Origin of the sequence: Rhodococcus sp. 14-1411-2a, from assembly GCF_002259485.1 — a bacterium.
GTDB lineage: Bacteria > Actinomycetota > Actinomycetes > Mycobacteriales > Mycobacteriaceae > Rhodococcoides.
Genome location: NZ_NPGA01000022.1, coordinates 55,251 through 69,406, shown reverse-complemented (window position 1 = coordinate 69,406; position 14,156 = coordinate 55,251). Strand labels below are relative to the sequence as shown.

Genomic DNA, 14,156 nt, shown 5'->3' with positions numbered 1-14,156 from the left:
CGCGCCATCGTATCGTTTAACGGACCTATGGGTCCAGATATTCCTGGCTATCTGCCGTAAGCTCCAGGCTGGATCGAAAGTGAGAAACCCGTTGGAAAAGCAATATTCGCCGCGAAAGTCCTAGGTTTTCCGATATATTCCAGTCACAAAACTGGACCCCAAAGTCCATATTTGGGTACTTAAACAGGAAGGGGACCGTGAGCTGCGCGAGGACCCGCGCCGAGGGCGTTCGCCGAGGAGCTCAACCGTTCCCCGACACGGCTGTCGGAGCACGACTCCAGACTTCCGGTCCAACTCGACGCTCGGTGATATGAAACAGTTTTCGGTTCCGTTCGCGTAGGCCGCGGTAGTGAATGCCCGAGGAAAGGTGCAGTCGTGGGAGTTATCAACAGTGGTTTCGGAAATCAGCGAAGGTCCACCGACGCTCGACTGCCCCCCGGGCAGACCCTCGCCCACGACTGGCCGGTGCTCTCGATAGAACCGACGCCGGCAATCGACGAGAGCCAATGGAGCTTTACGATCACGACCGAGGACAAAGTCGCACACCGGTGGAACTGGCATGAGCTGCAGAAGGTGGGCGTCGAGAACATCGTCACCGATATTCACTGCGTCACTCACTGGACCAAGCTGGACATGGCCTGGCGGGGTGTTTCGTTGGACCTGTTGTTCGACGATGTCGAGACCAGCTGCGACTACGTGATGGTTCATAGCTCCGGCGGTTACACCACGAACCTGCCGCTCGAAGATCTCCTCGATGGGCAGGCCTGGATAGCCACCGAGGCGGAAGGAGAACCACTCACACCCGAACATGGCGGTCCGGCCCGACTCCTGGTGCCCCACCTCTACTTCTGGAAGAGCGCGAAGTGGGTTCTCGGAATGGAGATGTTGCCCTCGGACGAACCGGGGTTCTGGGAACAGAACGGCTACCACCTTCGGGGCGACCCATGGCGGGAAGAGCGCTACTCGTGACAACCTCGAGCGGCGTCCAGTGGCATCTCGGGCGGGTGATCAGTCGGCGTTTCGAGAATCCATCGGCCGTGCGCCTCGAATTGGATGTGCCGACGTGGCCCGGTAACGACGCCGGAGCTCATGTGGATGTCCGGCTCACGGCACCGGACGGATACCAGGCGTCTCGGTCCTACTCTCTTGCGTCCTCGGGTGAGTCAACTCGCGTGGTTCTGATGGTCCAGGAACTGCCCACGGGCGAGGTGTCACCGTTTCTCGTACGTCACCTCGCGGAGGGTGAGGATGTCGAGGTGCAAGGACCTCTCGGACGCTTTTTCGTCTGGTCCCGCTCCGATACCGACCGCTCTCCTATCCAGCTCATCGCGGGCGGATCCGGAGTCGTGCCGTTGTTCGCGATTGCGTCCGCACGCGAACGCGAGGCGGACAGCTCCGACTGTCGGTTGTTGTACTCGGTCCGCAGTCCGCGAGACGAGATGTTCGCCGACGAGCTCGTAGGGTTGACACGAACTACCGTCGACATCGTGCACACCCGACAGTCCGCACCTGGATTCCAGGAGGGCGGGCGGTTGACCCGGAATACGATCGCCGAGCGGACGTTCGCCGCATCACGGTCTCCGCGCGTATTCGTTTGCGGGCCATCGCCGTTCGTGGAAGCCGTCACCGGGTGGCTTGTCGACCTCGGCCACGATGCAGCGCGGATCCGTACCGAACGATTCGGCGGCAGTTCGTGACTCGAGTCGATGCAAACAGGCACGTCGCCGGGTCGTCGGTATCGGCCTCCTGCCTCAGTTCACCGGAGCGCTGCATTCGCTGCAGACCGTCGGAGAAGTGGCGCTGCCACGCGTCGAAGCCGTCGGCCAGATCCTGCCGGGCCGTCTCCGGAGGGACCGGCGGCTCGTTGGCCATTGATCCGGAAGGGCAACTGTCCGTCTCCTATTTGCAGTCATCACCTTCACAAGTGCGTTCAGGCTCGACCGAAGCATGTAAGGCTCGATCTCGTTCCCATTGTTCGAGGGCGGTGGTGACCGCGGAACCGATCGAGTGCAGGTCGGCCTCGGTGTTCTGTGAAATCACGAAGGTCTCGATGTCTCGCGCGCGGTCACGATCGGACTCGCGGCGTTGAGAAAGCAGGATCAGCGGTCCTTGCAAGGCAGCAATGATCGCCAGAACCGTTCCCAGATAGTCGAGCATGGCTGACGACTCCGGATCGAAGATCGGCCGGATGGCGTTGATCACGAACCACGCAAAGATGGACAGCAACATGATCAGCAGGAAGGGCCAGGATCCGGCGACGCCGGCCACCCACGCCGCAGCCTTGTCTCCGGGGCTGGACCGCGACTCCCTGAACATGCTGAGTTGGTGCCCGCAGTGCGGACACGCGAACATCTCTCGGCCGACGGCATGACCGGAGTGCCCGGACATCTCGTGGCCGTGAATACCGGCAGTCTCAGCGGGGGTGACGGTTTCCGGTGACCGTCGGCCTGTTTCCTCTGGCCGCTCATCGCTCATCGTTGCAGTCCTTCCGGTGCGCTCTCGTCCGCAGTGAACGACTCTTCGACTGCCTGCACGCGGAAGCTACTGTGCCAGCTTTTTGTGGACCGTCAAGTCCAAATTCTGTTATGTTCGGCTTCGTGGCACCAAGTTTCTGTACTGTCTGCATCGCCTCGAAGATCTGCGGGCCGGAAGCCGGTAGGTCACTGCGCGGCGGCGTAACCTCATGACATTGCCCAGCGACCCTTGCCCGCGATCGCACGGTTGCCGCACTGAGCCGGGCAGGAAGCTGGCCTTCGATTCGACCTGTTAGGACGACATGAAGAACCCGGCTACGCCACCTTTTCCTGAGCCTCGACCAGTTGCGGATAGGGGCCCCGACGCCTTGAACGCCCAGATCCTCGGCGTCGAGCACTGGAGCCTTCTCGCCGCTCGGGGGGCACTCTGGCAGGAAATCTTCAGTCGCACGGGAACGTTCCTGGCGATTGTCTCGGCATCCGTCGTTGCCCTTTCGTTGATGGTCCAGGCAACTGGATTCGGGCAGAATTTCAGAGTCATTGCCTCGCTCGTTCTACCGCTGGTTTTGTTAGTTGGGTTGTCGACGTACACGAGGTTGCTAGAAGCTGACCTCGAAGATCTTTGGTTAGTCATTGGTATGAACCGTCTGCGGCACGCGTACCTAGATCTGTTGCCTGGCCTCGAGCCGTACTTCGTCACCGGGTATCACGATGATTGGGCCAGTCTCCTCCAGACATACGGTTTCGGACGGCGCATCGGAGTCCTTCATCTGTTCGGCGGATCCGCCGTCATCGTCGGAGTCGTGAACTCCATGATCAGTGGCGTGATTGCAGTGGTGATTGCGACCATTTGTGGTGCCGCGGATTGGCTGCAGATCGTCACCGGTGTCATGGTCGCCGTCTTTGTTGCGTTTATTCTCATCTCGACATTTGTGAAGAGGCTGCGCCGATTCCGGCGGGAGTTTGTTCCCAGGTTCCCCAAGCCCGCGGCTGACTGATCGGTGAACTTCACCTCGTTTCGTCTGCTGGCATTCAAGCGGGGGTCTGCAGGAGCGGGGCCCGCAAATGACGGCGTATCCGTAGTTGCGAAGGAAGGAAGGCTCGAACATGACAACGCTCGGTGGTGTGCAAGTACAGCCTGTCGATCGACGGTCAGGCCGGATACACCGTCGAGTTCGCGCGGTGATCCTGAAGTAATGATCAGTGTGCAGCGTTGAATGCGTCTTCGATAGCAGCGGGAATGCGGCCGCGATCGCTGATCTCGTAACCGTTGTCTGCGGCCCACTGCCGGACAGCTCTGGTCTGAGCCGGATTACGTGTGGCCCCGCTGTTCGAGGGTGCAGCAGATGGAGCCGTGGAGGTGGGGGAGTGCCGACGCTTACGCCCGCCGACGCGGGTCGCGTGCTCGATGTAGTAGCCGATCTTGCGGTGAAACTCGCTGGCGTTCTTTGCCTTCAGGTCTACGAGGTAGTCGACGCCGTTGACGGAGAATTCGATTGTCTCGCCTGATTCGTCGTCGATGACCGAGCCGTCGATATCGTCGACCAATTGGGTGAATATTTTTTTCGCCACGGTTCTATGCGGCCTCTCTCGAATGGAAACACATTGCTGTCGACTGCCACTCTAACCAGACCGAACCCGCAGGCAGATGCACCAGATGAGGAAATGCGTAATAGGCACTTCCTCCCGTGTCGACCACGCCACCGCTACTCGACCTTATTTCGTCTAGTCGACTTGACTAGAAAATGTCCAATCGACTAGACTAAAGTCATGGTTACCGAGCAGCCCACGCGGAAAGTGGTCAAGGCCCTCAAAGCGGCCGGGTTCACCTCGGTCCGCACGGTCGGATCGCACAGCACGTGGGTCTCGGCCGACGGCGCAGTCAAAGTGACTGTGCCCGATGGGCACCGGACGATCTCGCCCGGTGTCTACCGCAAGATCCTCGCAGCCATGAAGGAGGCACAGCAGTGAGCAAAACTTACACGGTGTCGGTGACCCGAGACGGCAAGTGGTGGATGATCGCCGTCCCCGAACTCGACGCCCTCACTCAAGCCCGTCGCATCGACGATGTCCACACCGCAGCGAAAGAACTCATCGCCCTCGAAACCGGAGTCGCCCTCGCCGATGTCGAGATCGAGCAGCACATCCAGCTCGAACCCGGGGGAGAGGATCTCGCGGTCCACATCGCCGAGATCGCGACACAGCGAGCACGTCTGGCCGAGGACGAAGCCCGCGTCAAAGCCAGCACCGAGGCCTTCGCGAAGAAGCTCGCCACCGCTCAGGTACCCGTCCGAGATATCGGATCGCTTCTCGGCGTGACATTTCAGCGAGCCAGCCAACTCGTCAACAATTGACCTGAGCATCGAATGTTCGGTCCCTCGCAACTGCATCGGTTTCACGGTTGTGAACGACTAGAGTCGGTGCCATGCCAACTCTGCCAGAGGGCCAATCCCTGCTCATCCGTACGTACTTCGGCGATGACGGTGCCTGGGCGCAGGTTGCGCGAGATGCCCAGGCGTCGCACGTGCAAGACAGTGGTTATGAGGCTCAAGCCTTTCTGACGACGGTCGACGACCCGGAGTTTGCCGACATGTCGGTGTCACGCATTGTCGGCTTGGTGGAATCTCCGCCGCCGGACTATCTCTTCGTAGTCGACCAGCGGGCATGTGACGAGCCGGAACATCCAGTGCTCGTTGTGGATACAAGTGCCGATCCGGACGATGAGGCAGCTACTTTTCGGGTTGTACCGAGCAGGCTTGCGGTAATCGAGAACAACTTGTCTATCGCAAATCTGAGCTTCGACGACCTCCGTTCCGGCGCGGACCTGGATGGGGTGTACCGCGGTGCCGGAGCAGTGCAAACTATAGAAAAGCCGCAGGTCCGAAGCGAGGATTTGATCGCCGCAGCAGACAACGCAGACGACTCGCCGACGGTCCAGCAACTGCGAGAGGATCTGAGAAAAAGGTCAGTACCGGTTTGGCCGGCGATGGTCGTCACCGATCTGCGGGACAGGTACGACGCGATTGCAGGAGGGACCTACAACTCGGAACTGACCATCGGATACGACGAGACCCTTCAGGTTCTTGCTCGGGGCGGCTCGGGGTTGGGAATCCACTTCGCGCTCGTCGACAGCTACTGGTCCATCTACCTGGACTCGGACAGTCTGAGCTTGCTGGCCGCCATGAAAGTGATCTATCCGTCGTGACCGCCGCCCGCACGGGATTTTATGAGCGGCCATAAAGACACCAGGGGCGCGCCGGTCCCTGAATCTAGCCAGGGACCGGCTCGCCACGGCGAGCAGGATCAGGAAATGGTGAACTCGCGCGCCTCCGTTACGACGGCTCTGACGACCTGATCTACGACACGGGAACCGCGCCCGGCGCTGCTGCGTCGAACTAGACATGGACCCAGACGAACGCGCCGCCATCATCGACGAGGGCTACGACCCCGACGACCCGGCCGTGCGCGCGGACCTCGATCACGTCAGGCGTCTGTTCGCCGAACATCGCCACCTGACGGCCGACCCCGAACTCTCCCTCGACCACCTCGCGAACGCCGCTAGGGTTCGCGAACCAGGGCCAGCTTCGGGCACACGCAGGTAGTTCGACATCGAACGTATGTTCGCATAGATTGAGGGCACTGATCCGTTCGGCGAAAGGTCGCACTCATGGCCGGTATCGCCGACACGATTCCCGACCTGACCAGCCTGGACAAGGCTGCACAGCTCGCCGCTCTTCGCCGCAGCATGGCCGCGATCCCCGGACGCCGCGACCACGCACCCACCGACTCCGACGACTCGCCCGCATTCGCCCCCTCGCAGCCGAACGCGCAGGCCGCCGCGACCGACGGCGATGAACGGGCACTGAGCGGCCCCGTGCGCTCACGAACCCTCAAAACCCTGCCGGTGCCCATGCCGCTGTCGGAACTGCTGCCACGCGGCGCGCTGGCCCGCGGAACGGCCCTGTCGATCACCGGTGCCGGATCGATTCTCGTCGGACTCGTCGCCACCGCCACCGCGGCCGGCCACCACGTCGCACTGATCGGTCAACCCAAGTTCGGGCTCCTCGCCGTCCACGAACACGGCGGGGACTTGTCGAAGATCGCCCTGATCGACCCCGGTCAAGCAGACCCTCTCGACGCCGCCAATATCTGCATCGATGGGATCGATCTGGTCATCAGCACCGTCCACGGTCGCGACGTACCGCCGACCCGCGCACGTGCCCTGCTGGCCCGAAACCGAACTCACGCAGGGGTATTCGCAATCACGGACGGTCGAATGCCTGGTCTCGATCTGACGATTTTCTCTCGGCCGGTCGGCTACGGCGGCATCGAGCAAGGCAGGGGCCGCATCGGCTCGATCACCCTCGAGACCACCGTCCACGGACGCGGAATCACCCAGCGCACAGGCCGCTACACCCTCACCGCACCGATGTTCGGCGAACACGGCTTGCGCTGGGCCCCCGCGGTCACCGACGCAGTCGCCGAACATGGGCCGCACCGATTGGCGGTCGCACAATGACCCCCGACCTGTACGAGAACTGGCCCGTGAGCTTCGATCCCCCCACGCGCCGCATCGTCGATCCACCTCGGAGAGTCCTGGTCAACATATTGTAGACGGGGTTTGCCTCTGACCACTGTGCATCCGATTAGTCTCCCGCTGTTTCGGGCCATCACCAACGAGGTTCGATACCTGCCCGAATCAGGCTCGGACCATGAGCTGCCGCTGTAGCGGAGCCAACGCGGATGAGGATTTGGCCCGTCGACAGCCAAGACAGGCTAAAACGTCAGTGCAGTTCGGGAATAAGGCATACACCCCCGAACTGCACTGGTGGGACGTGAAGATCAGCTTCCGGTCCAGTCGACTGAAGTCACACACACCTACCTTGGTGGCACTGGCGGTTCGGAGCTGACGGGCTCCGATTCGCGGTTCGGATCGAACGGAATCTCGTTGTCGATGGCATCTCGCATTGTTGCGACCGGCGCTGGCTCATCGGTTGATCGCCGCGCAGTTCCATCGCTGACGGCAGCAACTTCCTCTGCTGACAACGTCACTTTGCCCGCGCGTGGAGCGACCGTGTACCAGTTTTCGGACGGCAAGAAGCCAGCCGACATAAGGTATGTTGCTCCCGGCTCGATCAGTGGGTCATCGTCCAGTAAGTACAACGTACCGTCGGTGCCATACCCGCCTTGCTGATTGACGAGTATTTGGCCCGCGACGTCACCCTTTAGGGTCTGAAGCACCTCAACAGAAAACTGCGTCTCGGGAAACGGCCCAACTGCCTTCGTACCGACTTGCTCAATCACTGTTCCGACGAAGACCGCGTCGGCCCAACCGGCAAGCTGCTGAGGGTCTGTCACATCGAAAGCCGAGTCCATTTCCACTGCTTGTGTGCGCGTAGTCACGCTGGCAGTCGCGCCAGCATCTCCAGGTTGCGTGCCTGCCGAAGTGCTGCAGCCAACTAATACAATGCAGGCGAATAAGCTCGCAACGCCCACCCTGCCGTACTTTGATCCTAAACTTCTGACCTTCATCATGTCATCCCCAGAGTTGACGGTAGGCGGCTTGATCCATGAACTGCGGCGCAAAAACCGATGAGTTTGAAATCGGATCCATCAGCTGACTTTTGCAGTTGTGCGCCAAACCGAGCGCATGACCCATCTCGTGTGTCATAACGTTCCGTTGATTACTGGCGTTACCGAGCTTCGCTGTATTCATTTGAATAGTGTCCACCCCAAAGTCGGTGTTGCTGTATAGCCCGGCCCATGTGACGTCCGGACGGTTGGCGTCGGAAATTTCCACATTAGTGAGCGTCGGGTTCACAGGGTCATAGGGGGTAACCTGGACGCTCCCAAGTGCATTCCAAGCAGTGGATGCCTGCGAAATTGCGGTCGTGTATTGGGAAGATGACTGATAGGTGAGTTTGGAGAAGAGGACCGAGCTGTAGCCCAATGTCGGCGGCTTGCGTCCTGACGTCAGATACTGGCCGTTCTGGAAGTTCTGTCCGGAAGCGCCATATGACTCGTAACCATCATTGGACGTTGTTCCATCTTGACACAGGTACTCATCACTGCTCGGGAAGCCCAAGGGTCCAAGCTCGTAATTCTGCGCAGCCCACTGATCGCGAATGTTCCCCCAGGTGGCATAGGCGGATGTGGCTCCGAACTTGTATGTAATCGCGCCGCCCTGGAAGTTGTTGTATCGCCCGCCCGAAGCAGGGCTCTCACGTGTGACCGGGTAGCCGAGTCGTCCACGTTCGTCGCTTCGCTTCTCGTATTGATACGGGCCGTTGACATACGTTCTGTACTGACGCGATGGCAAATTGAGCCACTTGTTCATGATCAAGCCGCCGATTTGACGACCTTTATTTGGGTCGACATTTGGCGACCAGTAAATGCGATTCGTGAACCCGAATTCCTGCCACCGCCCCTCGTTGCTGTTTCCTGCCCAGAGCTCGCCACTGGTGGGTTCTCCGATACTCGAGGTGCCGCCTTGGCCGTATTGGTTAGCGCCCGAAAGGAAATCGATAAATTCGCGTTCGATGGAGCCGAGGACCCACTGGTTGTTGCGAAATTGATCGGCGTTCGCAACGCCAGGTGTAGAAACTAGCAATGCAAGGGATGTAATTAACGCACCGATAAGTGACATTCTTCGAGCGACAATTTAGTTTCGCGTCCGATGCTGCCTGAAGCGGACATTGATCAATGGGCTTGGATCGCCAATATGCGACTTGAGAGGTAACCTGCTCGGTTTCATGGAGCTCCCACAGTGAAGGGCATCAAGGACGAACCGAACAGTACGGTCAGTTTGCCCACCGTTGGAGAGGCACGCGAACACGAGTTTGGTCACAATTCGGTCACCGTGACCGCCGCCAACTCGACGGCGGCTAGACTTCGAACGCATGAGCAATACAGGTTCTCGGTGGCTACGGCCAGCTGTCCTGCTGGTTCTAGTCGGCGTCTTGCTCGTTGGTGTTGCTTTTGGGGCGACCAGCCAGATTGGGCTCGGTCGCTCGGCCTCAGAGATTTGCGAGAATGCTTATCCGGGGGCTGTCGACGTCGAGTCCAGTCGTCCCCTTCTACCGCTGGTCGTCGTGCGTTGCGCTGCACAGGATTTTGACACGCGTGTGGAGACTCATGAATTTGACCCGCTGTCAACGCTTGTCCTCATGGCTGGGATCGCAAGCATTGTCGTTGGTGTATCTGCCGTCCGACGTCAAAAGCTGAACGAGTCATCTCAAAAAGGACAGCGGTGAACATACTCGGTGGTCTGGTCTGATTCGCTGTGTGAGAACTCGAATCAATTCTGGTCAGAGGATACTTCCTCCCCGACGCCAGTATCTTGCAGCTTTATCGAGGCTTAGCGGTCCTGCCGGCCACACGCGCCCACGACAGCGTCCGCGGAGTTCGAGCGTGACTGCAGGGAGATCACCCCTGACGTTGTTTCCAGTTCTTTCCGTAGGGCGTGGTTGTCGAGTGTTAGCCGCTGGATGACGGCCAGTGCGAGGGTGAGGTCTTGAGTCAGCGCCGCGTTGTCTCGTTGCACGCGCTTGTTGGAGGCAAGGAGTTCGGTCCGGTCGTCATGCCGTGTGGCGACGGGAGCTGCGACGGAAGCGGCTCTGAGTTCGGCAGCGATAGCGGGGTAGTGCCGCCAGAAGGTTGCGTTGGACAGACCCAGTCGACGGGCAAGGCCGATGACAGTGGCGCGGCCGCCGGCCGATGCTGCGTCTTCGAGGTGCTCTGTCATCACTCGACGGACGTCCTGCTCGCTCGGGAGGTCGATGCGTTTACTCATCGGATTGAGTTCGGATCGTGTCGGTCGACGAACTGATTTATCTGCTCACTCCGTTGCCGTAGTCGATGCTGCAGCAACGGAGGCAGCGACGGTGTTCGTTCGAGCTCGCGCTCGATATCGGAGCTCTCCGAACGCAACTCGTCGAGGTTGCCTGAGGTGAGCGCGACGTTGCGGCATTCGAGCGGTCGACAATCACCGAGCGTCGGCGCGTTCTGGCCCGAAAGGTTCTGTGCGCGTGTGCACAGTGCCTTGTCCGGATCGTAGACGCAGGTGGCGTATCGGCCTGGATAGATTGCTGGGTCGAATCGGCGTATCAAGCGGTCGTGCCGACGCCGGTCGGTGACGACCTGTCCTTGGTATCGGATATTCGACTCGAGCTCGCTCAGACGTCGGCGGGCTTCGTCGGCGGCGGGTCCAACGAGATCGGTGTGTTCATGGGTATCGATCATTGCCATCAGACCCTCCCCTCGGGCAAGGGCCACCTCTGACTCGACTTCGGCGCGGAAACCGCTATCCGATGTGCCGGCGTAGCCCTCGAACATCTGGACAGCTTGGTGGCGATATTGAATTGCTCCGGCAATGGATCCGCCGGGTTGGCGTGCGATGAACCAGGCGAGCGTTCGTCTGAACTGGCGGGTTGTCAGCCGCCAGGTTTGGGCATTCACAGCCGGTATGTTCTCTGCGAGACCATGTGCGCGACAATAGCCGTCGATCCAGGACACCAGATTGTTGATGTGGTCGTTCGTGGTCTTGGTCAAATTGACGTGGGCGGCGGTTTTGCCGATCCGCACTGCGGTGCCATGAGTTGAGGGTGCGAACAGCCGGGTTTCGTTACCGGGTTGGAGGAGTTCGAGGACCGCCACGGCGCGGGCGGCCGGAGCGCCGACAACCCAGGTCACTTGCACTCCGGTGGGGTCGCGTTCACCTTTGAACGCGAGGCTGGTCATCATCCACCGGTAGGGCCTGCCGTGAGGGTCACGTTTGACGCTGATGCAGCCCCGCTGCAGATGCTTGATCTCGCTGTCACGCATGCCGGACAGGAACGCAATAATGACGTAGCAGGCTGCGCTCAGCGCCGACAGCAGGTGCAAGATCCCGGCTTGACGATCACGTCGATTGAACAGGATGCGGTCGATCCAGGGGGACCCGTTGATCCGTCCGTTGATCACCACGTCACACGAGACGTCGTTGTCGACCCCGACCAGTCGAGCTGTGTCTTCGATGAGGTGGCGGTAGGTCCGCAAGGTCGTGCGATCGCATCCAAGCATGCGGGACAGGTGGCGAATGCTCGGTTGTCCGTTATGCCCCGGTAGTGGGCGGTCCGCGGCACGGTATTCAGCTATGAGTTGGTCCAGCTCCTCCTTGACCCATCGTCTCGTCTTGGGCGGAATTGACCCTTGTCCCAATCGAACTCGTCGCCACTCGCGGTCTGCCGCGAGAATGTCCGATGCAAACTCATCGACGAATCGCAGACTCCATGTGAGTAGGGGTCCGAGCACCGCCTCCGGAATTCTGGCGGTCGCGTTGTCTGGTCCGCTCCTGTCGCCGGACTCGCTCCAACCATCGATGTGGTACGGGTCGAAAGTCAGCTGATCGGTAACCATGAGTCCGCGGTAGCGATAGAGCGACCGAACCGAACTGCGATAGCGATCACGAACCGTGAGAGTGGGTTGCGTCGCGAGCAAATGCATTTGGTACGCAATCAAATCGGAAGGTTGCAACTCCGATAGCAGCGGCTGGCGCAGGTTGGGTCGCGAGGCGAGCCAGGAGAAGAAGTGGCGTAGCGTGGGCAACATCGAGGCAATCGTTGCTACCTTCGGTAAGCCGCGTCCTCTGGCGGGTGCAGGCCCGCCCAGTAGCCCGATGAAAAGTTCTTTGGCCACGGTGCGATAGACAGATGGCACGGATGTGAAGTCGAGGATCAGAGCAACATGATGTTGCTGAAAGAAAGCTGGACTGAGATCCCAGACGTCGTCTACGAATCGGGAAGCTCGGCTGAGTTCTGTCTCCGGGCGCACCGGCCGCCCGTTCAATACGCATCGTTCGTCGAACGGATGCGACGTCGACGGTTGAGGGTGGGCGTTGGTCATGTTTGCTCCCATGGTGATTCGACGAGATCGAGAAGTGCATCGGTGGGTTTGATCTCCGTTGCCGCCAGGATCTCGGACCGATTGAACTTCGAGAGAACGTCATGGCGGATGGCCGCCCACGTCGGTCCGTATCGGACCCACCAATCGGCCTCCGACAGCTGATCGCGGCGGGCCGCCAGCGCATCGAGCAATCCGAGCAGTCCAGGAAGGTGATCCGGTGTGACCACGCAGTTTCCGCAGTGAAAGCAGTCGAGAAACGATGCGCGACAGCTTCTCCCGGTGGCGGGATGGTGGTCGTGATCCCGGCACGCTGACCAGGCGGTATCGGCTGCGTCTGCATGCGTCGACGGGGTTTCACCATCGGGATCGGTGGCGGAGCGTTCCGGCTGCACGTTCAGTGTGCCTCCTGCAACGTGCAGCGCCCGTCTGTGTGCTGCCAGAGCGCTCGATTCGGCGTCGCTGACGGCAGCCGCAACAACGGTGTGTGCCCATTCCTGTGTTGTCGGGTCTCCGCGTAGATAGTTCCGGAACAGAACCGGGATGGTGTTGCTCCGGGCAGCGGACGGGAGGTGACCGCCGATCTGTTTGGTACGGCGCACGTCTGCCGTGGTCTTGATCCGGTTGCCGGTGACCGCAAGCGGAGCCGGGGGCGTTCCGTCGACGACGTCAGCGTGGAGGCAATGCCGGGTGCGCCATCCGGCAAGGTTGATTGCTGTCGCGGTCAGTTCGCGAGCGAATGGGTCGAAATGTTCTTCGATACCGCGAAGGCCGGTGTTGTGGCCGCTACGCCAGATCGACCAAACGGATGCGCTGCCAGAAGTGTTCCTGCTGCGAGTGGTCAGTTCGTGTAGCAGTAGGTAAAGACCGCCGGGATAGTGCAGTTCGCGACCCGGTGGCCCGATCTCCCACGTCGCGGTCTCGAACCATCGGTGATTGCCGCGGCGGCGTTTGATGACACGAACTTCGACGGCGCGTGTCTCCAGGATTCGGTGTTCCCAGGGGAGCTCTTTGATGGTTTCGATATTGCGGCCGGTCAGCGCCACCATCAACACGAGCATCGGCGCGAGGTCCCGGATCGTCATATAGAGCCGGCTCGCAAGCTCCAGTCTGACAACGTGCGCGCTGAAGCTCCGGCTCGGGGGTACGACTCCTGATTCCGCAATCGCGACGAGCTCTTTGTCGCCCTCCAAGCCTTCCCGTTCACCCGTTTGTCCTATTGCAGCTTCCGAGAGTCGAATCCGATCGCGCAATGCGGTGATGTCAGACCGAGCGGCTGAGAGAATACGATCGAACTCTCCGTCCGAGTAGCCAGGTTGGCCAATCCGGGTCTGCCCGATCTGGCGGCAGGTGTAGTCGATCACTGATGAATTCACCGTATCGACCAGCGGTGGCAACGTCAGGAACTGTCCGAAAAGTGCGATGCCTCGCCAGGCGTAGACGTCCTTCTGCGTTACTCTGCGCTGGTTGTAGACAGATTGGAGGTGGGCGGTCTCCAGCAACGGTGGTCCGGTCGGCGGATCCCGCAGTTCCGAGAGGGATCGCAGCATGGATCGCACCCTCGTAACCAGTCCCTTCGCTGAGCTGAGCGTCCTGCTGCGTCCCGTCGCCCCGAGGGCAAGGGCCAGAGCCTCTGCAACTGCCGTGTGCCAACCGGGCAGCGCCATCTTCGCGACGTCCACCAGCAGAGTCCGGCCGTCTTCACCATCGAATCGGACCGTGAGGCCGGAGGCGATGGCGTGTTCGCCTTCGGTCGGTGTGTACGGGCCAGATGGGAGCATCGCGCGGCGCCCGGTCCCGGTA

At 60.5% G+C, this 14,156-nt stretch carries 17 protein-coding genes; 9 read left to right on the top strand and 8 right to left on the bottom strand.

Annotated elements, in window-relative coordinates; translation table 11 throughout:
• The first annotated feature begins 375 nt into the window (after positions 1–375).
• Together CH291_RS25895 and CH291_RS25890 are read left to right on the top strand one after the other, a co-directional pair.
• Positions 376–969 carry a molybdopterin-dependent oxidoreductase gene (locus CH291_RS25895; RefSeq protein WP_032385462.1) on the top strand — a complete coding sequence of 198 codons (594 nt, stop codon included), beginning with the start codon at positions 376–378 and terminating at the stop codon, positions 967–969.
• Positions 966–1,697, top strand: coding sequence for an FAD-binding oxidoreductase (locus tag CH291_RS25890; RefSeq protein ID WP_170949168.1), 732 nt, complete (start codon positions 966–968; stop codon positions 1,695–1,697). Before CH291_RS25895 ends, CH291_RS25890 begins: the two co-directional genes overlap by 4 nt.
• Here the strand turns inward: CH291_RS25890 and CH291_RS27470 are convergent.
• Entirely contained in the window at positions 1,624–1,872 is a 249-nt protein-coding gene (locus CH291_RS27470) for a hypothetical protein (RefSeq protein ID WP_371828738.1), read from the bottom strand. The genes CH291_RS25890 and CH291_RS27470 overlap by 74 nt on opposite strands.
• Positions 1,873–1,899: 27 nt before the next feature.
• Positions 1,900–2,229, bottom strand: coding sequence for a DUF1003 domain-containing protein (locus tag CH291_RS26975; protein WP_176456964.1), 330 nt, complete (start codon positions 2,227–2,229; stop codon positions 1,900–1,902).
• Between CH291_RS26975 and CH291_RS26970 the strand changes: the two genes are divergently transcribed.
• Positions 2,228–2,371, top strand: a complete 144-nt coding sequence (locus CH291_RS26970) for a hypothetical protein (RefSeq protein WP_176456965.1) — start codon at positions 2,228–2,230, stop codon at positions 2,369–2,371. The genes CH291_RS26975 and CH291_RS26970 overlap by 2 nt on opposite strands.
• Positions 2,372–2,842: 471 nt before the next feature.
• Entirely contained in the window at positions 2,843–3,472 is a 630-nt protein-coding gene (locus tag CH291_RS25875) for a hypothetical protein (protein ID WP_052056700.1), read from the top strand.
• A 202-nt stretch (positions 3,473–3,674) separates the two neighbouring features.
• Here the strand turns inward: CH291_RS25875 and CH291_RS25870 are convergent, their stop codons facing one another.
• On the bottom strand, positions 3,675–4,046 hold the full coding sequence (locus CH291_RS25870) for a histone-like nucleoid-structuring protein Lsr2 (RefSeq protein WP_032385460.1): 372 nt from the start codon (positions 4,044–4,046) through the stop codon (positions 3,675–3,677).
• Between the two features lie 198 nt (positions 4,047–4,244).
• Here CH291_RS25870 and CH291_RS25865 point away from each other — a divergent pair, with 198 nt between their 5' ends.
• The 5 genes from CH291_RS25865 (at position 4,245) to CH291_RS25845 (ending at position 6,993) form a co-directional block, all read left to right on the top strand.
• Positions 4,245–4,445, top strand: a complete 201-nt coding sequence (locus CH291_RS25865) for a type II toxin-antitoxin system HicA family toxin (RefSeq protein WP_008720157.1) — start codon at positions 4,245–4,247, stop codon at positions 4,443–4,445.
• Complete coding sequence (locus CH291_RS25860; protein WP_032385459.1) at positions 4,442–4,828, top strand: hypothetical protein; 387 nt, start codon at positions 4,442–4,444, stop codon at positions 4,826–4,828. Before CH291_RS25865 ends, CH291_RS25860 begins: the two co-directional genes overlap by 4 nt.
• A 71-nt stretch (positions 4,829–4,899) precedes the next feature.
• Entirely contained in the window at positions 4,900–5,679 is a 780-nt protein-coding gene (locus CH291_RS25855; RefSeq protein ID WP_052056699.1) for a DUF6924 domain-containing protein, read from the top strand.
• A gap of 196 nt (positions 5,680–5,875) precedes the next feature.
• Positions 5,876–6,076: a hypothetical protein gene (locus CH291_RS25850; protein WP_094689011.1), complete on the top strand. Its 201-nt coding sequence runs from the start codon at positions 5,876–5,878 to the stop codon at positions 6,074–6,076.
• Positions 6,077–6,141: 65 nt separating this feature from the next.
• On the top strand, positions 6,142–6,993 hold the full coding sequence (locus CH291_RS25845; protein ID WP_052056697.1) for a hypothetical protein: 852 nt from the start codon (positions 6,142–6,144) through the stop codon (positions 6,991–6,993).
• A 359-nt stretch (positions 6,994–7,352) separates the two neighbouring features.
• On the opposite strand, the gene CH291_RS25840 is transcribed toward CH291_RS25845, so the two are convergent.
• The 5 genes from CH291_RS25840 to CH291_RS25820 form a co-directional block, all read right to left on the bottom strand.
• Positions 7,353–7,850 carry a hypothetical protein gene (locus CH291_RS25840; protein WP_008720607.1) on the bottom strand — a complete coding sequence of 166 codons (498 nt, stop codon included), beginning with the start codon at positions 7,848–7,850 and terminating at the stop codon, positions 7,353–7,355.
• A gap of 160 nt (positions 7,851–8,010) precedes the next feature.
• A complete protein-coding gene (locus CH291_RS25835; protein ID WP_094610794.1) occupies positions 8,011–9,120 on the bottom strand; it encodes a matrixin family metalloprotease in 1,110 nt (369 codons plus the stop codon).
• 711 nt (positions 9,121–9,831) lie between these two features.
• Positions 9,832–10,266: a hypothetical protein gene (locus CH291_RS25830; RefSeq protein WP_094610795.1), complete on the bottom strand. Its 435-nt coding sequence runs from the start codon at positions 10,264–10,266 to the stop codon at positions 9,832–9,834.
• A complete protein-coding gene (locus CH291_RS25825; protein WP_032386825.1) occupies positions 10,263–12,356 on the bottom strand; it encodes a hypothetical protein in 2,094 nt (697 codons plus the stop codon). Before CH291_RS25825 ends, CH291_RS25830 begins: the two co-directional genes overlap by 4 nt.
• The gene (locus CH291_RS25820) at positions 12,353–14,134 is read right to left on the bottom strand and encodes a hypothetical protein (protein ID WP_141214453.1); all 1,782 of its coding nucleotides are present in this window, start codon (positions 14,132–14,134) and stop codon (positions 12,353–12,355) included. The genes CH291_RS25825 and CH291_RS25820 overlap by 4 nt, the downstream gene beginning before the upstream one ends.
• Positions 14,135–14,156: the final 22 nt, after the last annotated feature.